The following is a 24,388-nucleotide window of genomic DNA, read 5'->3' as shown; positions in this document are numbered from 1 at the left end:
ACGGGCAGTTGATGTGTCTATGTGACTGTCTTTGTTCAACCGAATTTTTAGATGGGAGTCTTACTGCCCGTTAATACGGGGTAGAAGGAGGAGGTGGAAAGATATGCTAGTCATAAGCGCGAACGAACAAAGAAACTTAGTAAATATGAACGAAGTCATTGAATACGCGGCGCTTGCTTTACAAGAATTTTCCGCAGAAAGAACGATCACACCAATACGCGGCTCATTACCATTTGCAAGCGAACAAAATACGGCATTAATTATGCCTTCAGTAGCGGAAGGACTTGAAGCACTTGGCTTAAAAGTCGTAACAGTAGTCCCTGAGAACAAAAAGATAGGGAAGAAAACGATAAACGGGATTGTGATGCTGTCTGACTTTCAAACGGGAGAACCGCTTGCACTTTTAGAAGGGTCCTACTTAACGATGATTCGAACAGGAGCCTTATCAGGAGTAGCGACAAAACATTTAGCCCGTCATAACGCAAAAACTTTATGCATTATTGGGACCGGAGAACAAGCGAAGGGAATTGCCGAAGCTGTATTTGCGGTGAGAGATATTGAAAAAGTCATTTTATACAATCGAACAGAAGAAAAGGCGTATGCATTCTCGCAATATATACAAGAGAGATTCAATAAACCTGCTTATGTTCACACAAACGCAAATGAAGCAATAAGCGAAGCAGACATCATTGTTACAACTACGAACGCATCCACACCAGTCTTCTCAGAAATCTTGCAAAAAGGCGTCCACATAAACGCCGTCGGCTCATTTAGGCCAAGCATGCAAGAACTACCATCTCACGCCATCGCTAATGCAAACAAAGTAGTAGTCGAATCAAAAGAAGCTGCATTAGAAGAAACGGGGGATCTTCAAGTTCCGATACAGGAAGGGTTATTCAAAGCAAGCGACATCTACGCCGAACTCGGTCAAATCATTAGTGGAGAAAAAGCCGGCCGCGAAAACGATGAAGAGATTACTATTTTCAAATCAGTTGGTTTGGCAGTAGTGGATATTATCGTTGCGAAGTATTTGTATGAGAGAGCGGTGGAGCGCGGGGTTGGGAGTAGGATTGAGTTTTGAGAGAGACTGCCTTTTGGTGGTCTTTTTTTGTTTGGTGTGGTTGGTGCAGTTGTGGGATTAGTTAATAGTTTTGGAGGTAGCTTTCGCGAAAATTGTCGGTAAGTCGATATGTTGTGTCGAATCGTCGATATATTCGGAGTTGCGGTTGATATAATTGAATAATCGTTGATATATTTTTTCAGGGTGTGGTATTAATTGGCAGGATGAGCTTAATGATATGTTGGAACACGTGAATCCTGTGCAGATATCAAATTATTAATTCAATTAGCTTATGAAACAAACTGCACCTCTAACAATTAGAGGTGCAGCTTTTTTACCATTCCCGCCATTCTTCTGTGATATCTTCCTCAGATTCTAAGCCAGCTATTCGTGCTGCTGTATCGATAAATTCATAGAGATCTTCTCTTTCCATTGTTTCGATAAAATGGTCATGTTCGATATTTAGTTCATTTAATTTCATAACTACCTCTTTAACAACTTGCATTACTTCGACTTCGGTTGGATTCTCACCTAATTGCTGTAAATTGTTAATGTAAGTGTCAAGAACCTTATTTGTTGCACTTATATTTTCTTCAGTGAAAAATTCCCCATCTTCATCATACTCAATCCATGAGGTTGTAGGTTTGTTTTTTTTCAATTCATCAAATGTCATGATAACCTCCTAAAAATATTTTTTATCTTCAATCTCATTCTATATTTTTGATTATATATAACAACTATTTTAGAGGGGGTTTTTGTAGGTTGCTAGTTTTTCCAATCGTTTTGCGAGGCAACCTTTTCATGGTCTTTTTATTTTATTTTTTGCATAAATATATTTTATCGCAAGAACGCATTAATAGATTTTAAACTTTCTACCTTTGCGAAAAAGTTTGACTTTATATACGGGTAGTGGTAATTTAAAACCTATAAGAAAACTCGGTATTAATTCCGAGTTTTCTTATAGGTGTAAATAGTCGAGAGGGGTCGAAATATGAAGAAGAAGTTGTTTGTATTACCATTTGTCCTACTATTATTTATTGCATTAGCTGCTTGTTCAGGGGAAAAAGATTCGAAGCAAGCAGGAACTAGTAAATCAGGGACTCCGAAAGATGGAGGGGCGTTAACGATTGGTGTTAGCGATAACCCAGATACGATGAATCCGCTTTATGCGAATGATCGTGTGTCATTAACGGTGCAGCAAGCTTTATATGCACCGCTGTATCATATGGAAGACGGTAAGAAAAAGTTTGTTCTTGCTGAAAGCTTTACGCCTTCAGAGGATCAATTAACATGGACTTTAAAACTAAAGGATAATTTGAAATGGCATGATGGTAAGAAAATTACATCAGACGATATTGCATTTACATTCCAGTCTATTTTAGATGAGAAGCAAAATAGTTCAAGCCGTGAAAACTTTATCTTTAAAGGAAAGCCGCTTGAGGTGAAAAAAGTGGATGAGCTAACGACTCAATTCGTGTTACCACAAGTAAGTGCATCTTTCGAAGGTGTGATGAATGATTTCTTCCCAATTCCGAAACACGTATTTGAAGGGGAAGCAGATTTAGCAAAGAGTCAGAAAAACTTACAGCCTGTAGGATCAGGTCCATTTAAGTTTAAAGAGTATAAATCAGATGAGTACGTTGCATTAGATCGATTCGATGATTATGTAGGTGGTAAAGCTAAATTAGACTCTATCGTATACCGTGTTGTAAAAGACCGTAATACAGCAAATGTTTCACTACAAAATGGTCAAATCAACATGAAGATGATTGAGCCGCAAGACTTTAAGAAATTAGATAGCACTGGGAACTTCTCAATGGTGACATTCCCTGAAGGTAGATTATTCTACTTATCTTATAACCAAAATACAGATCTTATGAAGAAAAAAGAAGTGCGCCAAGCAATTGCGCATGCGTTAGATAAGAAAGAAATGATTAACTCAGCATTCGTTTCTAGTCAATTTGCAGAACCAGCAAATTCAATTTTAACGCCAGACGCTATGTATTATGCAAAAGACATTAAAGATTATAAATATGATAAAAAAGAAGCGAAAGATTTATTAGCGAAAGCTGGCGTGAAAGATAAAGAAAAAGTACGCGTGATGTATGTAACGAATAATAAAATTATGGAAAGTTTAGCGCTTTATACACAACAAAAATTACAAGAAGTTGGCTTAGAAGTTGAACTGAATGCATTAGATGCTAGTGCAGCAAGTGAAAAAAGCTTAGATAAAGCGAATAAAGAATATGATATTACATTCGGTGGTTACATAATGGGACCTGAGCCAGATTCATATAAGAGCTTATTCTTAAGTAATGCTGAATACAATTATGCACGTTATAAAAACGCTGATTTCGATAAGTTATGGGAAGAAGCTGCAGTTGAAACAGATAAAACAAAACGCGCAGAACTATACCATAAAATTCAAGAGACAGCGAGAGAAGACTTACCTTATCTACCAATCGCATATCCGAAAGCAGTTATTGCAGTAGATAAAAAGTTTGATGGATTGAAAGAAGCAAAAGCAATTCCTGTCACAATGTTTGAAGATTTATCTAAGATTTATGAAGTGAAATAAGAAACGATAAAGAAGCTGGTGGAAATCAGCTTCTTTATCCCGCTTTAATAGGCAGTAAGACTCCCGCTTCGAAATTCGGTAAATGCGTGGAAGTTAAGTTCTACTGATTAAAGTTTCACTTTATCCCGCTTTAACGGGCAGTAAGACTCCCACCTTAAAATTCGGCTGAATAGGTGGTGGGATGGAAGCTCAACTGCCCGTAAAAGCCCGATTGGTTCAACTAATAATCAGTGGGGATGGACAAAACCCCCACTGATTAAAGTTTCACTTTATCTTGAGGGGGGAAGTTTGTGTATAAAGTAATTGCGAAGAGGCTTTTAAATGCAATTCCGCTTTTATTTGTTATTTCTATTATTTCTTTTCTATTAATAAAACTAGCACCGGGCGATCCAGTTCGAAACTTTGTCACGCCGAATATGAGCCCAATTGATGTTGAGCGTATTCGCACAAGTTTAGGGCTAGATCAACCAATTTATATGCAGTATATTTTATGGTTAAAAAATATTTTAACAGGGAACTTTGGTTATTCACTTCAAAACCATCGTCCTGTTTTAGACCTTATCGTAGAAAGGTTACCTGCAACAATCGGCTTAATGGGATCGTCTTTACTCGTCTCATTTGTAATCGCAATACCACTTGGACTACTTACAGGTGTGAAAAAGAATTCTATCTTTGATCGTATTGTGAACTTTATCTCTTATGTGGGAATCTCAATGCCAGTCTTTTGGTTCGCTTTACTATTAATCTACTTATTCTCTTTAAAGCTGAACCTTCTTCCAAGTATGGGTATGCGTACAGTCGGTCAAGATTCCTTTTTGGATATTGTCCAGCACGGCATTTTACCTTGCATGGTGCTTGCGTTCCAAAACGTCTCTGTTTATATGAGATATATTCGTTCAAGCACCATCCAGCAATTAGAAGAAGACTATGTACAAATTCAATATGCGTACGGTGCTTCGAAAAAAACAGTTTTATTTAATCACGTACTTCGAAACGTATTAATACCGATCATTACAATTTTCGGATTATCCATTCCAAGTTTAGTAGGCGGAGCGTTCATTACGGAAACAGTATTCTCATGGCCGGGACTTGGTTCGCTTGGGGTGAATGCTATTTTTAGATTTGATTATCCAATTATTATGGCAATCACATTATTATCATCGTTCATGTTAATTCTCGGTAATTTAATTGCTGATATTTTATATGGCGTAGTAGATCCGCGCATTCGAATGAGGGGGTGATTTGGAATGAATAATAGGAGATTTCAAACGATAAAAAGTAGTTTTACAAAAAATAAGTTTGTACTAATGGGAGTTATTATACTGGCGGTTTTAACCATTGCATCGATATTCGCATTTGTATCACCGTATGATCCTAGTAAAATGTCGATTCCAGATCGTTTACAAGAACCGAGTATGAGTCATCCTTTCGGAACGGATGATTACGGAAGAGATTACTTAACGAGGGCGTTATATGGTGGAAGAGTGTCGCTTGCGGTTGGTTTTCTAGCGATGGTTGTTTCCATTACAATCGGGACCGCGGTCGGAACAATTAGCGGATATTATGGCGGAAAGTTAGACAACTTCTTAATGCGAGTTGTTGAAGTGCTTATGTCAATTCCATCATTCTTCTTAATGCTGTTATTAAATGCTTATTTAAAACCAGGAATTACGACTTTAGTTCTTATTATTGGATTACTTACATGGATGGACACCGCACGTATCGTAAGGGCAGAAACCTTATCGGTAAAAGAGCGTGAGTACGTTTTATATGCAAAAGTATCGGGACAAAAATCACTCACAATTATTGTAAGACATATTATTCCTAACATTTTATCAACCATTATTATCGCCGCGACATTAACAATTGCGACATCGATTTTAATGGAATCATCACTTAGCTTCTTAGGATTAGGTATTAGAGAACCAGATTCTTCTTGGGGTAGCATGCTAAATAATGCGCAAGGATATATCGGTGAAGCTTGGTATTTAACGCTCTTCCCAGGGTTCCTTATCCTTTTAACGGTACTTAGCTTTAACGTAATTGGTGAAGCATTGAAGAAAGCTTTTGCGCCAAAAGGAGCTGGAAATGAAAACTAAAGTGTTAAGTGAAAGGAGTGAGCAACGTGTCTGAAAAACTATTAGAAGTGAATAATTTAAAGACCTCTTTTTTCATAGAAAGCGGAGAAGTAGAAGCGGTTCGCGGCGTTACATTTCGTTTAAATAAAGGAGAAGTAGTTGGAATCGTTGGGGAGTCTGGAAGCGGAAAGAGTGTGATGGCGAAGTCTGTTATGTCTCTCGTTACATCACCAGGGGAAGTGAAAGAAGGGGAAATCCTTTTTCATAATGAAAACATCCTTTCTAAATCTGAGAAAGAATTACGTTCTATTAGAGGAAATCAAATTTCACTAATTTCCCAAGATCCAATGTCTGCACTAAATCCAGTCGTGAAAATTGGAAAGCAAATGACGGAAGTAATTATACGGCATCAAAAAGTTAAAAAGAAAGAAGCAGAGCACATCGCGGTCGACTTGTTAAAACAAGTCGGTCTTTCTTCACCAGAAGAAAGGGTAAAACAATATCCGCATGAACTAAGCGGCGGTATGAAGCAGCGGGTTATGATTGCGATGGCGATGTCTTGTAACCCTGATCTTCTCATTGCGGACGAACCGACAACAGCGCTTGATGTAACGATACAAGCACAAATACTAGATTTAATGAAAAACTTAAAAAACGAAACGAACATGGCGTTACTTCTTATTACGCATGACTTAGGAATAGTCGCGCAAAACTGTACACGTGTTATCGTTATGTATGGCGGACTTATTATGGAAGAAGGACCTGTACTTGATATTTTCCAATCGCCGAATCACCCATATACGAAAGGGTTATTAAACTCTCTGCCGAAAATATCGAACGGCGTAAAAGAGAGGCTCGCGCCAATTCAAGGTGTAACGCCAAACTTATTAAACCCGCCACAAGGTTGTCCATTCGCAGAGCGTTGCCCGCATGCGATGGACATTTGTGAAAAAGAACGTCCGCCATATTTTGAAATTGGAAACGAAAGACGTTCTATGTGCTGGTTAAATGATAGGGTGGTAGGTGATTCACATGCATGAAGAAAACTTAATTGAAGTTCGAAATTTAAAAAAGTATTTTCCTATTAAAAAAGGACTATTCGGCAGAAAAACGGAGCAATTAAAAGCAGTCGATGACTTAAGCTTCACAATTAAAAAAGGTGAAACATTCGGACTAGTAGGAGAATCGGGCTGCGGAAAATCCACGACAGGAAGAAGCATCATTCGCTTACACGATGTCACTTCAGGGAACATCCTATTTGACGGAAAAGACATCGCAAGTTTAAAGGAAAGTGAACTAAAAGAATATAGAAAACGAATGCAAATCATTTTCCAAGATCCATACGCATCATTAAATCCGTCGATGAATGTATTTCAAATCATTAGCGAGCCAATGAACATTCACGGCTCTTATGAAAAAGAAGAACAAAAAGAAATCATCTTAGACCTTCTAAAAAAAGTAGGCCTAAAAGAAGAACACTTATATCGCTACCCGCACGAATTTAGCGGAGGCCAAAGACAGCGCATCAGCATCGCGCGCGCGCTATCTGTCAAACCAGATTTCATCCTATGTGACGAACCAATCTCAGCACTAGATGTCTCAGTCCAAGCACAAGTCGTAAACATGCTGCAAGACATCCAAGAAGAAACAGGCGTTACATACTTATTTATCGCGCATGACCTATCTATGGTAAGACACATATCAGACCGAATCGGAGTCATGTACTTAGGAAACATAGTAGAAATTGCCGACAGCGAAGACCTATACACAAAACCGGCACATCCATACACACAAGCACTACTCTCATCCATGCCAGAACCAGATCCAACAAACGCAGGCAAAGAAAGAATCATCCTAGAGGGAGAAGTACCAAGCCCACTCAACTCACCATCCGGCTGTAAATTCAGAACGCGCTGCAAATTCGCCACTGAAAAATGCGCACAGGAAGTACCGAAGATGGTTGAGATTGCGAAGGGGCATGAGGTGGCTTGTCATTTGTTTTAGAGGAGAAAGCATCGGGGGGACCTGGTGCTTTTTGTTGTTTTACGTGGCATCCAGCTAACAAAGTAAATTATTAGATACGAAATGCTTCTTGTTCAAAAATAAAAAATTTTGATTAACAGTGCTCCGAAATTAAGTGGAGAAATCATCATAACTACTAGTAGTAAATTTGGAAAGGCTTTATCTGAAACTGAACTTCCTATATTTCCATCTCCCCAAAAAAGATTTATAGTTAGAGTGTAAATCTTCCTAAGGAGAGGATATATTGAATAAGAAAAAAAGAGTGAACATTGCTATTTCTACAATTTTATTATTAATAATAGGATATGTATGTTACACAATGTACAACAAAAACATTACTCAAGATAAAGCTTCAAAAGTAGCAATAAATTATATGAAGGATAAAGAAAATATAGATCTTGTAGTTACTAAAGTTGATATTTTACATGGAGTACGTGATGGTTTTATTGATGTAGAAGGTTATTCTAAAAATGATAAGAAAAAGGTAATCCGCGTTACGATAAACAAAACGCAAAACTATTTAGTCTCCGGTTGGGGATTTAAGGATCAAAGGTAAATGATTAGATTACTCAAATAGTAAATTCAAATGAGAGAAAGGCACCTTAAGGTGCCTTTTTTAACTAGACTTATTATTAGCTAGTTTATCCCCACCACCAAGCTCCGCCTCAATCTGCGAAGTCTTCGATGACTCATCCATACGCCAATACGTGATAAAGCTTATCGCGATACATCCAGCTACGTAGAAGTAGAATAGTGATTCCATTCCGATACTCTTTAGCCATAATGCGATGAATTCAGCTGTTCCGCCGAATATCGCAACGGTTAGTGCATATGGTAAACCTACGCCAAGTGCACGAATTTCAGTTGGGAAGAGTTCTGCTTTTACAATTGCGTTAATCGATGTGTAACCAGTAACGATAATGAGACCGACCATCATGAGTAAAAATGCTACGATTGGTTCTGTCGTTTTTTCCATAAAGAAGAAGATCGGTGCTGTTAGCAATGTTCCAAGAATACCGAAAGCCATTAATAGTGGGCGTCGTCCAATTTTATCGGATAGTAGCCCTGCAATTGGTTGAAGTACGACGAAAATAAGTAGTGCGACAAAGTTAATCCAGCTTACAACTTCTTTCGGAAGACCGACTGTGTTTACCATGAACTTTTGTAAATATGTTGTGTACGTATAGAATGCAACAGTGCCTCCGAGTGTTAGGCCGACTACTGTTAATACTGCTTTTGGGTGTTTCATAAGAGCGCGAACGGTTCCTGCGCTCTCGCGTTTTTGTGATTTTATGTTTGAGAACTGCTCTGATTCATCCATCGTGCGGCGAAGCCATAATACAGCTACTGCGCCCATTGCTCCAATAATGAACGGAATACGCCATCCCCAAGCTTTCATATCTGGTTCGCTTAGTAATTGCTGAAGAACAATTTGAACGCCTAATGCAACCATTTGCCCCGCAACGAGCGTTACATATTGGAAGCTTGAATAAAAACCGCGGCGACCACTACTAGCCATTTCAGATAAATACGTTGCGGAAGTTCCGTACTCTCCGCCAAGTGATAATCCTTGTAGTAAACGAGCAAGAACTAAAATAATAGGTGCCATAATACCGATGCTTTCGTAACTAGGTGTACAGGCGATAATTAAAGAACCACCGGCCATAACCGTAATCGAAAGCGTTAATGCTGCCCGGCGTCCGTGCCGATCTGCATAACGTCCCATTAATAAACTTCCGATAGGGCGCATTAAAAATCCAACTGCGAAAATAGCTGCTGTGTTCAGTAATTGACTCGTTGGATCGCCTTTAGGAAAGAACTCTGCTGAAAAATAAACAGCGAAAGCAGAGTAAACGTACCAGTCGTACCATTCAATTAAATTGCCGACAGAACCTTTAAAGATATTGCCGGCGACTCGATTAGATTTTGCTTGAGCCATATTAATTCCTCCTCTTGCTTATAAATAAAATGATAATTATGAAAGCGTGTTCATTATAGTTGAATTGTACTGTCTATAGGTTAAAATCTCAATATTATGACAATTTTATTCTTTTTGTACTTTATGTACATGGAGAGTTTTAATAGTTGCTTCATTTTTAGTTTTGTCATAATAATAGAAAAAGGAGATTGATAGTTTTGAATATTTTATCAAAGGATATGAAGTATGAAAAAATCACGCAAATTATCATTACAAACGAAAATAGTAAGCTTAATTATTTCATTAATTTTATTTGTCGTTCTCCTGTTAGCAGGAATATTTGTTTACATTCAGTCCGTTGATACGAAGCGTCAAGTGGAGCAGCTAGCATTGCAAACAGCGAAGTCGCTTTCTTTTATGCCAGCTATAAAAGATGCTTTTCAAAATAACGAGCATAAAAATACCATCCAATCCATTGCGGAACAAGTTCGTGAGCAAGCGGGTGCAGATTATGTCATTATAGAAGATCGCTCTGGGGTTATGTATTCCCATTCTAATTCGGAGTTGATTGGTACAAAGAGTAACAATCCATATAACTATGAAGCACTTACTTTTGGTGGCTATTATACACTCGAAGGAAATGGGGTAAGTGGTCCGTCTTTAATGGCAAAGGCACCTATTATTGTTCATAACGGAGATTACGATCAAGTAGTAGGTGTTGTGACAGTAGAGTTTTTAATAAAAGGAATTGAATCTAATATACTGAGCAGAACGAAAGAAATTATCCTCTTCTCCTTAGCGGTTTTATTAGCCGGAATTGTTGGTGGCATTCTTTTAGCACGTAGCATTCGTAAAGATACACTCGGTTTAGAGCCGAATGAAATCGCAGCGTTATACCGGGAACGAAGCGCGATACTACTATCTATAAAAGAAGGAATTATCGCTATTGATCAAAACGGTTTTATTACGATGATGAATACGTCGGCAGAAGAAATGCTACATGTAAATGGTGATTATATGCAGCGGCACATTTCAAAAGTTTTACCGGAATTTCATATGGAGAGAGTACTAGAAAACGATCAAGAAATCGCATTTCAAGATAAAGTGTTTATTTTAAACATGACACCGATACTCGAAAATAACAGTACGGTAGGTGTTGTATGTAGTTTTAGAGATAAAACAGAACTGCAAAACCTCGTGAACACCATATCTGAGGTAAGAAAGTATTCAGAGGACTTGCGCGCTCAAACACATGAATTTACAAATAAGCTGTTCGTCTTATCAGGATTACTTCAGTTAGGGCATTACAAAGAAGCGATTGAATTTATCCAACAAGAATCTAACATTCATCAAAGTCAAAACCATATTTTATTTCATCAAATTCATGATGCGAAAGTACAAGCTATTTTATTAGGAAAAATCGGAACAGCGTCTGAGAAGAAAATTGATTTTCATATTGAAGGAGATAGTGCGCTGCATCCGTTACCAGATCATATAAAAGTTTCGCATCTTATTACAATCCTTGGCAACATAATCGACAATGCATTTGATGCGGTGAATGAACGAGAGGAAAAGAGTGTTTCCTTCTTTGTGACAGATATTGGGCACGACATTGTGTTTGAAGTGATAGATAGTGGGATAGGAGTACCGACAGAGAAAATAAGTACGATTTTTCAAAAAGGATTTTCGACGAAAGGGAACAACCGTGGCTACGGACTAGCAAACGTAAAAGAAATGGTAGATCTACTAAAAGGAACGATTGAAATTCAGAATGAGAAAAATGGGGGAGCTATTTTTACAATTTATCTTCCGAAAACATTGAGAAAAAGTACATAACAAACAGGGGGATGGGCATATGTTGAAGGTTGCAATTGCAGAAGATGATTTCCGCGTCGCACAAATTCAGGAAGAGTTTTTATCAAAAATAAAGGACGTAAAAGTGATTGGAAAAGCGTTGAATGCGAAAGAAACGATGGAACTACTACAAAGGGAAGAAATCGATTTGCTTCTATTAGATAATTACTTACCAGACGGAATCGGAACAGACTTGTTACCGGAAATTCATGCTGACTTTCCAGACGTTGACGTCATTATGGTTACTGCGGCAAATGAAAACCATATGCTAGAAAAAGCAATTCGAAACGGCGTAAGTAACTATCTTATAAAACCGGTCACGTTAGAAAAATTTGTTCGCACAATTGAAGACTATAAAAGAAAGAAGCAATTATTACATAGTAACAATGAAGTGAATCAAGCACTCATCGATAACTTCTTCGGCATTTCGCAAACACAAGATATGAAAAACTTACCGACTGGTGTTGATCCGTTAACATTGCAAAAAGTGAAAGGAATTATAAAAGGATTCGACGAGGGCATTACAATAGAGGAAATGGGAGAACAAATGGGGGCCTCCAGAACAACCGCAAGAAGATATTTAGAATACTTAGTAGCGACAAACGAATGCACAGTAGAGTACACATACGGCATTATCGGACGACCAGAACGAAAATATCGCATAGGACGAGGACTATGAAAAAACGATTATTACTATGTATATGGATCATGACAGGAGTAATAGCTGGTTGTTCCTCGGAAAAATCTCAAACGAATACAGTAAACATAGAAGAAGTAGAAATCGTTGCACCGAACGTTCAAGGAGCAGGGTGGGACTTAACGGCACGAGCAATGCAAAAAACGCTAACAGAAGAAAAAATCTTCACAAAACCAATCAAAGTCACAAACAAAGTAGGTGGCAGCGGTGATGTCGGCTGGAAATATACGAAACAAAAAGGTGGTCACGTACTTGTGATTAACTCAAGCTTACTCATAACGAACAACCTACTAGGCCACAGTAAACTAACATATAAAGACTTCACACCACTCGCAACACTTGCGTCAGACTGGGAAGTCGTTGTCGTATCAAAAGACAGCACCATAGATAACGCAAACGAACTAATGGAACAACTAAAACAAGACAAGAAAAACTTCAAAATCGGCTTTGCCCCAGGCTTAGGAAACGACGATCACCTATCCTTCGTACAAGTAAGCAAAGCATTCGGTATAAACCCTGCCGAACTACAATTCTTCGTCTACGAAAACAAAGAAAAAATCATAAACGCCCTAACGAACAAACAAATAGGCGCCGCAACCATGACCCTATCCGAAGCCGAAAAACAATACAAAGCCGGCAAAATAAAAATACTAGCCGTATCCGCACCAAAACGCCTAGACCGACTACCAGAAATCCCAACATGGAAAGAACAAGGAATCAACGTCATCTTCCAGCACTGGAAAGGAATTATGGGCCCGAAAGATATGACGGAGGAAGAGGTTGCTTATTGGGATGGTGTTATTAAGAAGATGGTGGAGAGTGATAGTTGGAAGGGGATTTTGAGGGAGCGGGGTTGGGAGAGTTTTTATAAGGATAGTGGGGAGAGTAGGGAGTTTTTGGAGGAGAGTAGTGGGTGGTATGGGAGGATGGTGAAATTTAGTGATTGATGAATGTTCAGTTTAAAGAAATGGTATATATGACGTAAATAATACCGGATTTCGAGTTATAATTTAATAGTAAGATTTTTATTACTACAAATTTTATTGAAATATAAAATGTACTATATAGGAGATTCATCACTAATGAAATTAGCAAAAACAGAGATACAACAATTTATATCAAAACAACTGGAGCTTTGCGAGTTGAAAGAACTAGATGTCGAATTCGCAGTTCGAGGGCTGGATTTTGATCCGAATATGTTTATTCGTGCGGGAGAAATGGGCTTAGAAATAGGGTTTCATAGATTAGTATGGACTTGTCCTGTCGAACCAGATATGACACGGTTTACGCATCATATATTATTATGGGAACATTTAGAGGAATTAAGTGACAGTGAGAAAGCGGTGGAGATTAAAGAGAGTAGTATTATGGTGGCTGAGTTTAGAAAAAGACGGTATCAGCAGTGTAAGTTTTGTGATACAAGGACTTTGCCAGAACATCTTGATAGAGATGGTGTATGTTATGGGTGTGCTACTGTGCATTTTGGGGTGATATATTAATATTTGTGTATAGGAAGTTTTTTTGAATAATATGGTAGTTAATGAAATGCATTATTTATATAATTGATTTAAAAGTATAAAGTGAATCATTCCATACTAATATAATAAAAAATAGAGATATCTTTTGGAGGGGTTATACATATGCAAGTAAGTACATTAAATAAAACGGGTCGATTTTATAGTAGATTAACAGAGAAAAATAATTATTCAATAGAAACACAGCAATGTATAGAGAATACAGTAAACAAGTTAATTGAAAATGATACAAGCGTCAATAGACCAGGTATGTTACTAGGGAAAATTCAAAGTGGTAAAACGAGAGCGTTTATTGGTATTACTGCGCTTGCTTTTGATAATAGTTATGATGTTGCTATTGTTTTGACAAAAGGGACACGTGCGTTGGCGCAACAAACATTTGAGCGCTTAAAGAAAGAGTTCGAGGATTTTAAAGATGATGATGTGTTACAAATTTATGATAGCATGTCTATTCCTGATAATCTAATTGCCTACGAGCTAGAACAAAAGTTAATCTTTGTTGTTAAAAAAGAGGCAAATAATTTAAGAAGATTACATACTGCATTTTTTGAAACATATCCATCTCTTATAGGGAAACGTGTTCTCATTCTTGATGATGAAGCGGATTTTGCTAGTATTGGTTTTTCAAAAACTAAACAAGAGATATACGAAATTAATGTTATTGCAGGTCTTATTGATGATTTGCGAAAAAAACTAAAGTGTTCTGATTTTCTACAAGTAACAGCTACACCATATTCACTATACTTACAGCCGGAAGATTTGAAGATTCAAGATTCCATCCGAACTTTTAAACCGATTAAACCGTCGTTTACAGAACTGGTTCCGGTACCAGACGCTTATATTGGTGGAGACTATTATTTTGAAGAAAGTGAAGATGAAAATTCTGTCGCATCTCATATTTATGAACAAATCTCAATCGAGGAATTATTAGTTTTAAAAAAACAGGATAGAAGAAGGTTGAAAATAGAAGAAGTTTTGACAAGTAAAAGGGTTGAAACTTTACGTCATGCGATTATTAACTTCATCGTTGGTGGGATAATTCGACGCAATCAAGATAAGAAAAAGGGAGTACGTCAAAAAAAATATAGTTTTATTGTACACACTGAGCAAGCAAAAGTAGCACATGAATGGCAAGAAATGTTAGTAGTAGAGATTAAAAATGAATTGAAACGTATTGCAGATGAAGATCCTATCCTTCTCCATGATTTAGTTGAGGAGTCATATAAGAATTTGACAAAATCTATAACAATTCTAGAATGTGATATACCAGATTTAGAAGAAGTAAAATACGAGGTGCTAGTTGCCCTGACGCAAGATTATTTGATGATAACTAAGGTGAACTCTGAAAAAGATATGAACCAATTACTTGATGACACTGGTCAGTTAAAACTACGTGCTCCTTTAAATATTTTTATCGGAGGACAAATTTTGGATCGCGGTATTACAATTGGAAATTTAATAGGATTTTATTATGGAAGAAACCCGAAGACTTTTCAACAGGATACAGTGCTACAACATTCACGAATGTTTGGGTATCGTCCATTAGAAGATTTAGCGGTTACTCGCTTTTATACAACTTCGATAATTTATGATGTAATGAAAAAAATACATGAGTTTGACTCAACATTAAGACAAGCTTTTGAAAATGGCGGACATGATAAAGGGGTTGTGTTTATACAAAAGGACCCCAAAAATAAAATTATCCCATGTAGTCCTAATAAAATTTTATTATCCAGAACAACAGCATTAAAACCACTAAAACGTTTATTGCCTGTCGGATTCCAAACTGGATATAAAACATATATTACAAAAACGGTTCAAGAAATTGATGATACATTAGAGAGATTACATGCTTTTAATGGACAACCATTTTTAATGGACCTTGATGTAGCGGTAAAAGTAATAGACAACATTTATAATACATTTGATGAAAACGAAGGGAAACAATGGGATGTTGAATCATTTATTTCTAGTATGGAGTATTTAGCAAATGATACTACATCAAAACATCGCGGAAAAGTGTGGTGTATTGTAAGATCGGATAGAAATATTAGCCGTGTTCGAAAAGATGGGCGTTTTGAGGATGCACCAGATACGCCAACAGGAGCAAAGAGTGAGCTTAGAATTGCCAAACAGGTTGCGACTGATATACCGGCCTTAATTCTTCTTAGACAAGAAGGGAAAGAAGAAAATGGATGGCGTGGATGTCAGTTTTGGTGGCCGGTCTTAGTAACACCGGAAAATACAAAGACAGCTATCTATACAAGTAAAACACTAGATTGATGAGGGGAGGTAATTTTAATGGAGCGAAATAAACCGTTTGAACTGATTCAACATGTACTTTCTACTATTTTATTAGATGCAGTACAATTCTTTCCGCAAAATAAGAAGAAAGTTCATTCAGAGGCGCATGGTTTATTATTCGATATGGAAAAAAGCACAACTACAGAGTGCGATTATGCCTTTCCGGTCGGCAGTGTAATGGAGCGCTCTAATATGATGGTAATGCCTGATTCTCAAGTGGATAGGGCAGTTAAATCTGCTAAAAAGTTATTTTCAACTTCGCATTGCGTTGGAACATATCATAGCCATCCTTATGATGAATATTTTGATGAGTGGACAGATCCAAGTAATTCAGATTGTTACTCTGCTGATTATTTAAACTTACCATATTTTTTAATTGTTGCGATTGCTCGTAATGGTAAAAGAAATGAGCCGTTAAAGTTCTCAAATATCCAAACTAAGGCGCACGAATTTATATATGATCCAAAGGCAGAAGGACATGATGCTCCCACTACGAATCAACTAGATTACGATACTACTTGTATAAATGGGGCATTTCAAAAATATACATTTACAATTCGAGCGTACCAAAATACAGGGAAATCTTTAGTAGATGTGGAGTTGTTTTCATCTGAAGAAAAATTAATAACTTTATTAAATGAGAAGAAGTTGCCGGTGAGTAAACTTCAGGATGAAGAGACATACCGATTACGAAAACTGGAATATAACTTACGAAAAGAAAATGAAGAGCGTGGTAAGGGGAATACGGAATATCATTTAGAGAGATTAAAGTAAGTAACTTTTATTTTCGTTTTTTATAAACGATAACAAAAAGAGTGTTATGTCACGGATTTTTCTCAATATTTTTGGGAGAAGTCCGTGTTTTTTTCAATTACTTGATGTACTGTTCCATATATATTTAAGTTATAATTTATGATTTGTAGATTTGTTGATTAAGTGACGTGAATAATACCGGTTTTTATTATAGTGTTTTATATAAGATATTAACTAATAGTCGTTAAGAGCGTAGCAGAAAAACATCCACAAATTGGATTATACGCTGATTATATCAGCCTATAACAATTGGTATTTTTATATTATAATTGTATGTAATAAAATGTAAGGTGATGAGCGATGAATACTACTCTTATAACTGAAGAACAAAAGTATTTAGATAAAACGGTAAAAGTAATAGATAGTTTGTTAGACCAAACAGAAGATGAGATGAAGAAGGAAGTAACATCTCAGGTTGAAGCTAGTTTACAAGAAATAAAACATAAGCAAATAAAGAAGTTAAATGAGGCTCGAAAAAGTCCGTATTTTGGTAGGTTGGATTTTGAAGATGACTATGGTGAAGAGACTATTTACATAGGAAAAAAAGGTATTGATGATGATGGGGAGCTTGTTGTTGTAGATTGGCGTACGGATTTAGGTAAGCTTTACAACGCTTACCAAGGCGTGCAATCTCGTTTTTCTATTGGAAATGATCAAAGTCAATTTGTTCAAATTCTTGGTAAGCGCGGTATTATTATTCAAGATGGAACGATTAATAGCGTAAATGAAATTGGTCAAAGTGGAATTGTGGAAGAGGAAGACGGTCAGCAAGTAAAATATATGGATGATTATTTGAATGAAATTTTGTCTAATACAGGTGAATCTCATCAATTACGAGATATTGTTTCGAGTATTCAGGCGGAGCAAGATGAGATTATTCGTTTACCGTTAAAAGACACTATTATTGTTCAAGGGGCCGCGGGAAGTGGGAAATCTACAATTGCCCTTCATCGTATTTCTTATCTTCTATATCAATATCATGAACAAGTGAAGCCACAAGATGTTTTGATTTTGGCACCGAATGAAATTTTCTTATCCTACATTAAAGATATTGTTCCTGAAATTGAAGTAGACGGTATTGAACAACGTACATTCTATGACTGGGCATCGACTTATTTTACGGATGTAAACAGCATTCCAGAATTGCATGACCATTATGTAAATGTCTATGCTTCTTCTAATAAAGAAGATCTTATAAAGGTTTCAAAATATAAAGGATCTCTTCGCTTTAAAAAGTTATTAGATGACTTTGTTGAGTATATTGGGAGTACAATGATTCCGCATGGTAGTATTATTATTGGATCAGATGTTATGCTTCAAAAAGATGAAATTCATAATTTCTATCAAACGAAAGAACATTTGCCGTTAAATGTTCGTATGAAAAAAGTAAAAGATTTCATTACAAGTTGGAGCATAGGAGAGACTAAGAAGAAAATAAAGCAAATTGAAGATGAGTTTGAAGATGCATATCAGAAGTGGATTATTACGCTTCCAGAAGGAGAAGAGCGTAAAGAAATTTATGAAGCATTGGAAAAAGCGAAGGAATTACGTGAGAAAGTATTCCGAGAAAAAATGAAAAGTGAAATTGAGTTATATGTGAAGAAGATGCAACATATTTCTGCAATACTTATGTATAAATCTATTTTCCAGAAGAAAGTATTTGATACATTCCATAAAGGTATAGAACAAGAGCTACTTAGTTTGCTTCTGAAAAACGGAAGACAAGTAAAGCAAGAAAAATTTACATATGAAGATATTGCACCGCTTATTTATTTAGATGCAAAAATTAATGGAAAAAAATTAGAATATGAGCATATTTTTATTGATGAAGCACAAGATTATAGTCCATTCCAACTTGCAATTATGAAAGATTATGCGAAATCAATGACGATTTTAGGTGATATTGGACAAGGGATCTTCTCGTTCTATGGTTTAGATCGTTGGGAAGAAATCGAATCTTACGTATTTAAGGAAAAAGAATACAAACGTCTTCACCTGCAAACGAGTTACCGTTCTACAAGACAAGTAATGGATATGGCAAATCGTGTGTTGCTAAATAGTAACTATGATTTTCCGCTTGTAATCCCGGTAAACCGTCCAGGGGCTGTACCTGCTATTCAAAATGTGGAAAGTGCTGGAGAGCTATATGATGAAATTGTACGTTCTATTCAAGAGTTTGATGGGAAAGGACATAAAACAGTTGCTATTTTAACAGATACAAAACAGGCAGCTATTGACACTTATGATGAATTGGAAAGACGAGGAGTCAATAGTATTCAAGTAATTTCAGAAGGAAGACAAGAATTACATGAAAAAATTGTTATTATTCCATCGTATTTAGTAAAGGGATTAGAATTTGATGCAGTAATTATACATGATGTAAGTAAAACAACCTTTAAAGATGAGACTTTACACGCTAAAATGTTATATATGTCCATTACGCGTGCCCACCATGATTTGCATATGTTTTATCGTGGTAACATATCACCGTTATTGGAGGATCGTGATCCAAATGCACCTCCAAAACCGAGAAAATCTTTTGAAGACTGGTTAATCACAGACATTTCTAATCCAAACATCGAACCACAAGTGGAAAAGATGAAAGTAGTAGAACAAGAAGATACACTACGATTGTTTGACGATGAGGAAGAAGAGGTAGTTATGGAAGCATTTGAAGAAGATCGTGAACGCTACTATGACTTTTATGCATGGTTGAAAGTATGGCATCGTTGGGCAGAATTAAAGAAGAAGCTACAGGACTAGAAATTAAAAGGTTGTGATATAGAAATGAAAGTATATTCTGGTGGTTTTACAGCCGAACATTTATACCGTAATGAAATGAAGATAATGGCAGACCTACAATTAAAGGGGATGTCAAAGCAAGCTATTAAAGATAAAGTTTTTGAGGAAAATATCTTTCATTGCCGAAGTGAAGCAGCAATGAAAGATATTTTTCCACGTGTGTATAGAAGAGCGGAAAAGTTGGATGATACATTGCGTGAAATGTTAGTAAATGGCTCACGTTCTGATAATAATGCCATTTTGTTATATGCATTTTTAAAGCATTTTAAGTTTCCACGTGATTTTGTATTAGAAGTAATACACTATAACTTAAAACGGTTTAAGAATACGGTAACAGAAGGTAATGTTATGACCTTTTTTGAAGAAAAAGGTCAACAGTATGAAGAAGTTCGAAAATGGACGGACCAAACAAAGTATAAGTTAAAGCAAGTTACATTAAAGATCTTAGTGGATGGAGAGCTCCTTGTGAAAAAAGGAAATGAGTATGAAATCAAATCGATTCCACTAAGTAAAGAGTTACGAGAATACGTAGAAAATAATCCTGAATATAGTGACTTACTTATTCTTACATTAAATGACTGATGGTGATAGATGTGGAAATGATTCAACAGAAATTAGATCGTTTTTTTGAAGAAATTCAAAAAGAGGATTTTTTAAAGATGCGTGGACTTGGAAATGAAGTCCCTTATTTTGTGTTTGACTATGATCCTGAATATGAACTGATGGTTAGAAATTCAGTGAAATATTTTGCAGATAAAATGCAAGTAAATGTAAAAGTATTAAATTTATTTGACATGATCATCGACTTGTTTGAAGACATTGGTGGTATAGAGGGATTAAAGCAATTTGAAGAAGAGCAAGGAACAGAAGAATTATTCGAAGCAATTCTTCCAACTTTAGAAGAAGAACAATTAGTAGAACGTATTGGGGAAGAAGCTACTGATGCGCAAATGGTCTTTGTTACAGGTGTAGGCAGTGTATTTCAACTTGTAAGTACACATGAGCTCTTAAATCAACTACATGCACGAGTAACAAATACACCAATTATTATCTTTTACCCAGGAGAGTATACAGGCCAAGGGTTAAGCTTATTTAATCGCTTTGAATCAAACGGATATTATCGTGCATTTTCGATATAGAAGATAAGGGGAGAAACATGTATGTTGCAAGACTCTTTTACAATTAAGGAATTATTTAAAAAAGATATTGATCGTGAAATTAATGGAGTTGTTCAGGCGGGGCAGCGAGATGAAGATGTTATCCAAGATGAATTAGAAGAGTACGTAATGACAAAAGAGATTAGTGAGAATATGGCATACTTCTTCAAAAATTATGCATATAGCTTTGAAAATCAAACAACAAAAATGGGTGTATGGATTTCTGGTTTCTTTGGATCAGGTAAATCTCACTTCTTAAAAATTTTATCTTATTTATTAAACAACGAAAAAGTATATGGCAAACGAGCTGTAGACTTTTTTGTGAATAAGACTGATGATCAAGAGTTATTAAATATCCTTCAACAATCTGCAAATTATAAGAGCCAAGCGATTTTATTCAACGTAGATTCTAAATCAGCAGGTGGAAAAAAAGAAAAAGCAACCATAGTGGATGTATTTTTCAAAGTGTTTAACGAATATTTAGGCTACTCTTCTACACCATGGATTGCTAATTTAGAAAGACAACTTGCAGAAGAGGGAATTTATAATCAGTTTGTTGAGCGTTTTGAAGAGATAGACGGTACGAAATGGGTAGATAGCCGTGCACGTTTACTATTTAAGAAAAAATCATTTGTTGAGGCATTAACACAATTAGGATACACAACGGATACAGCTGAATCTGTCTTATCCGCTTCTAACAAAAATTTTGAGATGAGTTCGGAAGACTTCGCTAAGTTAGTTGCTAAACATGTTAAAAATCAAGGTGAGGAATATCGTCTTACATTCTTAGTCGATGAAATTGGTCAGTATATCGGTGATGATACTAATTTAATGTTAAACCTTCAAACGGTAACAGAAGATTTAGGAAATCACTGTCACGGTAAAGTCTGGGTTATTGTTACATCACAAGAACAAATCGATGCAGTAACAAAAATTAAAGGGACAGAGCAATTTTCGAAAATCCAAGGCCGTTTTGCAACCAAAATTCATCTTACAAGTTCTAATACAGATGAGGTTATTAAACGTCGTCTTTTAGAAAAAACAGCAGCAACAGCAGATCGCTTACAAATTGATTTCGATCAAATTGGCCAAAGTTTAAATAACACATTGACGTTTGAGAAAGATAAGTCAGTGCTACAAAATGGATTTAAAGAAGCGGATGAATATGCATCTATTTATCCATTCGTTCCATATCAAGTAGAATTATTACAACGTGTATTCAATAAAGTTCGCCGACAAGGAGAAGCTGGTGCACATTTATCACAAGGGGAACGCTCGTTATTGAATGCTTTCCAAGAAGTTGCGATTCAGTTGAAAGATGAAGATACAAACCAACTAGCACGATTCTCACAGTTTTACGAAACAGTAAAACGTTTCTTAAGCACGTCTGTTTCAGCTACGGTTATTGAAGCTGGTAAGCGTGATAGCATTACTGAATTTGATATAGAAGTACTTAAAGTATTATTCATGATTAAAGGTATTGATGAAGTAAAAGCAACTGTTGAAAATATTACAACTTTGCTTGTAGATAGTGTAGATTGTATTAAAAATGAATTAGAAAAAGACGTAAAACAATCGCTATACCGTCTTCGTCAAAAAATGCTGATCGCAGAAAATGCAGATCGTACATTTGTTTTCTTAAGCGATGATGAGCAAGAGATTAACCGTGAAATTCAAAGTGAGCATGTAAACGAAGCAAATGTAGTAGATGCGCTTGGTAGAATTTTCTATGAAGAAATCGTACAGATGAAATCATATCGTTACCAAAAAACACATGACTTTGAATTTAATAAGGCATTTGACACATACAACCGTGGTGGAAAGACAAATGCATTAACACTTCAAGTTTATACAGGCGATGTTTCAGAAGAACAAGCTCGTGCAGATGCAAATTCTGGAACGATGATTATGTATATTCCGGATCACTACGCAGAAAAGTTCTTTGAGCCAATGGAATATGCACAAAAGATTCAAGCCTTTGCTAATAAAAAGATTTCAACGAGCTTAACAGAGAAGCAAAAGAGAGTATTAGACGAAAAACGTCAACAAATTAGCGAATTTGAAAAGAAAGCAAGAGAAGCATTAGCCGAAGCAGCAACAAATGCAAAATACTTTATTCAAGGGCAAGACTACGAATTTAAGAGTACATTAGAAAATCAATTACAAAGTGCATTTGAGATTTTAGTTCGAAATACGTATAGCTATTTAGGTTATATTGATGAACCGGTACCTGTGAAAAATGCTAATGACACTATCTATGAATGGGCAACAAAAGGACTACCGGCGAGGTTGGATGGAACATTTGAAAACCACTTAGCTTATGATACGGTCGTTCGTTTCTTAGAGGAAAGTCGTGGTAGACAAATTGTTACTATGAAATTGTTAGTAGAGAAATTTAAAGATGTACCATATGGATGGAGCGAAAATGATATCGCTGGTATGGTTGCAGCGGCGCTCTATAATAAAAAATTTAAGCTGATGTATTTAAATGAAAGCTTTGATACAACAAACTCACAGTTTATAGCTCGAATTACAAAGGCTTCGGAAAGAGAAAAAGTTGTTATTGAGGCGCAAATCGGTATACCATCACGTGTACGTAAAGAAGTTATAGAAACAATGCGTGAACTGTTCAACTTCTATGATATTGGTGAAACTTATGATGAAGTTGCGAAAAGTATTCGCAATCAAATTCAAAAACATTTCATAGAGCTAATTGAGGATATGCAGCGTACGAAGCAACGTGAAGACCAACAATATCCATATCCAGGTGGAATTGTACTTTCTAAAATTAAAAATAGCATTGTAGATTTATTGGCTATTACAAAACAAGAAAACTTTGTAGAAGAGTTTGTTGAACTTGATGAGGATTTAGAAGAATGGTTAGAAGATGTACAGCATTTAAACTCATTCTATAACGGTAATGCAATTCGTCATTTTGATGAAAGTGTACGCGTATTAAAAGAACGCCGAGATGATTTAGATGTAGCGCAGCATGATGTAGAAGTGCAAAAAGTAAAAAATAGTATTGTATCTATTTTGACAAGTGATAATCCATACCACCAGATTCCGAACTTGCCAATTTTGAATGAGCAATTGAAACAAGGCCTTTCTAAATTTGTACAACGTGAAATTGGTACACAATTGAAGCAAATGGAAGCGATTCGTCGTGATATGGAAAACCTACAAACAAGATATAAAAATATTGATGCTATTAAAGAAGTAGTTCAAGAGAAAATAGCTGAATTACAGAAACGTGTTAAGCAAATGCAAGACCTTGAAAGTATTTCACGTGTGTACACGTATACGCAAATGGCAAATAATGACTATCATCGTTTGGAAGAGAGGGTCAAGGAACTATATAAAAGTTACGTAGATGACCAAGATGATCCAGAGGGTACTGATCAAATTAAAATTGTGGAAATGAGCGTCTCGCAATTAGTGGTAGCTGCACTACCAGGTGATCAATTAGAAATAGAAAATATTCAAGGTTTAAAACAATGGTTGAAAAAACTTGAAGATACAGTGAATGAAGAATTAAATCAGGGAAAAACAGTACGGATTAAAAAATAA

19 protein-coding genes are annotated in these 24,388 nt (G+C 36.2%); 17 read left to right on the top strand and 2 right to left on the bottom strand.

Going from position 1 to position 24,388, the window contains the following annotated elements; all coding sequences use genetic code 11:
• Positions 1-103 precede the first annotated feature (103 nt).
• Positions 104-1,081 carry an ornithine cyclodeaminase family protein gene (locus KI369_RS12555; protein ID WP_212956158.1) on the top strand — a complete coding sequence of 326 codons (978 nt, stop codon included), beginning with the start codon at positions 104-106 and terminating at the stop codon, positions 1,079-1,081.
• Between the two features lie 313 nt (positions 1,082-1,394).
• Here KI369_RS12555 and KI369_RS12550 read toward each other — a convergent pair whose 3' ends face one another.
• Positions 1,395-1,733: a hypothetical protein gene (locus tag KI369_RS12550; RefSeq protein WP_212956157.1), complete on the bottom strand. Its 339-nt coding sequence runs from the start codon at positions 1,731-1,733 to the stop codon at positions 1,395-1,397.
• 318 nt (positions 1,734-2,051) lie between these two features.
• Between KI369_RS12550 and KI369_RS12545 the strand changes: the two genes are divergently transcribed.
• The 6 genes from KI369_RS12545 to KI369_RS12520 all read left to right on the top strand — a co-directional run bounded on the left by KI369_RS12545 (position 2,052) and on the right by KI369_RS12520 (position 8,294).
• Positions 2,052-3,638 carry an ABC transporter substrate-binding protein gene (locus KI369_RS12545; RefSeq protein WP_212956156.1) on the top strand — a complete coding sequence of 529 codons (1,587 nt, stop codon included), beginning with the start codon at positions 2,052-2,054 and terminating at the stop codon, positions 3,636-3,638.
• 290 nt (positions 3,639-3,928) lie between these two features.
• Positions 3,929-4,879 (top strand): ABC transporter permease, encoded by a 951-nt coding sequence (locus KI369_RS12540; RefSeq protein ID WP_000278794.1) that lies wholly within the window; start codon positions 3,929-3,931, stop codon positions 4,877-4,879.
• 6 nt (positions 4,880-4,885) lie between these two features.
• Positions 4,886-5,737, top strand: coding sequence for an ABC transporter permease (locus KI369_RS12535; RefSeq protein ID WP_212956155.1), 852 nt, complete (start codon positions 4,886-4,888; stop codon positions 5,735-5,737).
• A gap of 26 nt (positions 5,738-5,763) precedes the next feature.
• The gene (locus KI369_RS12530) at positions 5,764-6,756 is read left to right on the top strand and encodes an ABC transporter ATP-binding protein (protein WP_212956154.1); all 993 of its coding nucleotides are present in this window, start codon (positions 5,764-5,766) and stop codon (positions 6,754-6,756) included.
• The gene (locus KI369_RS12525; protein WP_212956153.1) at positions 6,749-7,720 is read left to right on the top strand and encodes an ABC transporter ATP-binding protein; all 972 of its coding nucleotides are present in this window, start codon (positions 6,749-6,751) and stop codon (positions 7,718-7,720) included. The genes KI369_RS12530 and KI369_RS12525 overlap by 8 nt, the downstream gene beginning before the upstream one ends.
• 262 nt (positions 7,721-7,982) lie before the next feature.
• Entirely contained in the window at positions 7,983-8,294 is a 312-nt protein-coding gene (locus tag KI369_RS12520) for a hypothetical protein (protein WP_212956152.1), read from the top strand.
• A gap of 60 nt (positions 8,295-8,354) precedes the next feature.
• On the opposite strand, the gene KI369_RS12515 is transcribed toward KI369_RS12520, so the two are convergent.
• Positions 8,355-9,677, bottom strand: a complete 1,323-nt coding sequence (locus KI369_RS12515; protein ID WP_000035839.1) for an MFS transporter — start codon at positions 9,675-9,677, stop codon at positions 8,355-8,357.
• A 225-nt stretch (positions 9,678-9,902) separates the two neighbouring features.
• Here KI369_RS12515 and KI369_RS12510 point away from each other — a divergent pair, with 225 nt between their 5' ends.
• From KI369_RS12510 to brxC, 10 genes are all read left to right on the top strand, one after another.
• Positions 9,903-11,492, top strand: coding sequence for an ATP-binding protein (locus KI369_RS12510; RefSeq protein ID WP_212956151.1), 1,590 nt, complete (start codon positions 9,903-9,905; stop codon positions 11,490-11,492).
• Positions 11,493-11,511: 19 nt separating this feature from the next.
• Positions 11,512-12,189: a response regulator gene (locus KI369_RS12505; RefSeq protein WP_212956150.1), complete on the top strand. Its 678-nt coding sequence runs from the start codon at positions 11,512-11,514 to the stop codon at positions 12,187-12,189.
• On the top strand, positions 12,186-13,154 hold the full coding sequence (locus tag KI369_RS12500; RefSeq protein WP_212956149.1) for a tripartite tricarboxylate transporter substrate binding protein: 969 nt from the start codon (positions 12,186-12,188) through the stop codon (positions 13,152-13,154). Before KI369_RS12505 ends, KI369_RS12500 begins: the two co-directional genes overlap by 4 nt.
• A gap of 135 nt (positions 13,155-13,289) precedes the next feature.
• Positions 13,290-13,706, top strand: coding sequence for a hypothetical protein (locus KI369_RS12495; RefSeq protein ID WP_212956148.1), 417 nt, complete (start codon positions 13,290-13,292; stop codon positions 13,704-13,706).
• Positions 13,707-13,847: 141 nt separating this feature from the next.
• A complete protein-coding gene (locus KI369_RS12490) occupies positions 13,848-16,025 on the top strand; it encodes a Z1 domain-containing protein (RefSeq protein WP_212956147.1) in 2,178 nt (725 codons plus the stop codon).
• A gap of 18 nt (positions 16,026-16,043) precedes the next feature.
• Complete coding sequence (locus KI369_RS12485) at positions 16,044-16,820, top strand: hypothetical protein (RefSeq protein WP_212956146.1); 777 nt, start codon at positions 16,044-16,046, stop codon at positions 16,818-16,820.
• Between the two features lie 339 nt (positions 16,821-17,159).
• On the top strand, positions 17,160-19,622 hold the full coding sequence (helD, locus tag KI369_RS12480; RefSeq protein ID WP_212956145.1) for an RNA polymerase recycling motor HelD: 2,463 nt from the start codon (positions 17,160-17,162) through the stop codon (positions 19,620-19,622).
• 24 nt (positions 19,623-19,646) lie between these two features.
• Complete coding sequence (locus KI369_RS12475) at positions 19,647-20,243, top strand: DUF1819 family protein (RefSeq protein ID WP_238484919.1); 597 nt, start codon at positions 19,647-19,649, stop codon at positions 20,241-20,243.
• Positions 20,244-20,260: 17 nt separating this feature from the next.
• A complete protein-coding gene (locus tag KI369_RS12470; protein ID WP_238484918.1) occupies positions 20,261-20,800 on the top strand; it encodes a DUF1788 domain-containing protein in 540 nt (179 codons plus the stop codon).
• Positions 20,801-20,821: 21 nt separating this feature from the next.
• The gene (gene brxC / locus KI369_RS12465; protein WP_212956143.1) at positions 20,822-24,388 is read left to right on the top strand and encodes a BREX system P-loop protein BrxC; all 3,567 of its coding nucleotides are present in this window, start codon (positions 20,822-20,824) and stop codon (positions 24,386-24,388) included.

Source organism: Bacillus sanguinis, assembly GCF_018332475.1.
Classification (GTDB): Bacteria; Bacillota; Bacilli; order Bacillales; family Bacillaceae_G; genus Bacillus_A; species Bacillus_A sanguinis.
Note: the sequence above shows the minus strand (reverse complement) of the source record. Positions and strands in the feature narration are given on the sequence as shown.

Coding starts and splice junctions, on each gene's coding strand:
- KI369_RS12555 (WP_212956158.1), top strand. CDS start 104: ATGCTAGTCATAAGCGCGAACGAACAAAGAAACTTAGTAAATATGAAC.
- KI369_RS12550 (WP_212956157.1), bottom strand. CDS start 1,733: ATGACATTTGATGAATTGAAAAAAAACAAACCTACAACCTCATGGATT.
- KI369_RS12545 (WP_212956156.1), top strand. CDS start 2,052: ATGAAGAAGAAGTTGTTTGTATTACCATTTGTCCTACTATTATTTATT.
- KI369_RS12535 (WP_212956155.1), top strand. CDS start 4,886: ATGAATAATAGGAGATTTCAAACGATAAAAAGTAGTTTTACAAAAAAT.
- KI369_RS12525 (WP_212956153.1), top strand. CDS start 6,749: ATGCATGAAGAAAACTTAATTGAAGTTCGAAATTTAAAAAAGTATTTT.
- KI369_RS12515 (WP_000035839.1), bottom strand. CDS start 9,677: ATGGCTCAAGCAAAATCTAATCGAGTCGCCGGCAATATCTTTAAAGGT.
- KI369_RS12510 (WP_212956151.1), top strand. CDS start 9,903: ATGAAAAAATCACGCAAATTATCATTACAAACGAAAATAGTAAGCTTA.
- KI369_RS12505 (WP_212956150.1), top strand. CDS start 11,512: ATGTTGAAGGTTGCAATTGCAGAAGATGATTTCCGCGTCGCACAAATT.
- KI369_RS12500 (WP_212956149.1), top strand. CDS start 12,186: ATGAAAAAACGATTATTACTATGTATATGGATCATGACAGGAGTAATA.
- KI369_RS12495 (WP_212956148.1), top strand. CDS start 13,290: ATGAAATTAGCAAAAACAGAGATACAACAATTTATATCAAAACAACTG.
- KI369_RS12490 (WP_212956147.1), top strand. CDS start 13,848: ATGCAAGTAAGTACATTAAATAAAACGGGTCGATTTTATAGTAGATTA.
- KI369_RS12485 (WP_212956146.1), top strand. CDS start 16,044: ATGGAGCGAAATAAACCGTTTGAACTGATTCAACATGTACTTTCTACT.
- helD (WP_212956145.1), top strand. CDS start 17,160: ATGAATACTACTCTTATAACTGAAGAACAAAAGTATTTAGATAAAACG.
- KI369_RS12475 (WP_238484919.1), top strand. CDS start 19,647: ATGAAAGTATATTCTGGTGGTTTTACAGCCGAACATTTATACCGTAAT.
- KI369_RS12470 (WP_238484918.1), top strand. CDS start 20,261: ATGATTCAACAGAAATTAGATCGTTTTTTTGAAGAAATTCAAAAAGAG.
- brxC (WP_212956143.1), top strand. CDS start 20,822: ATGTTGCAAGACTCTTTTACAATTAAGGAATTATTTAAAAAAGATATT.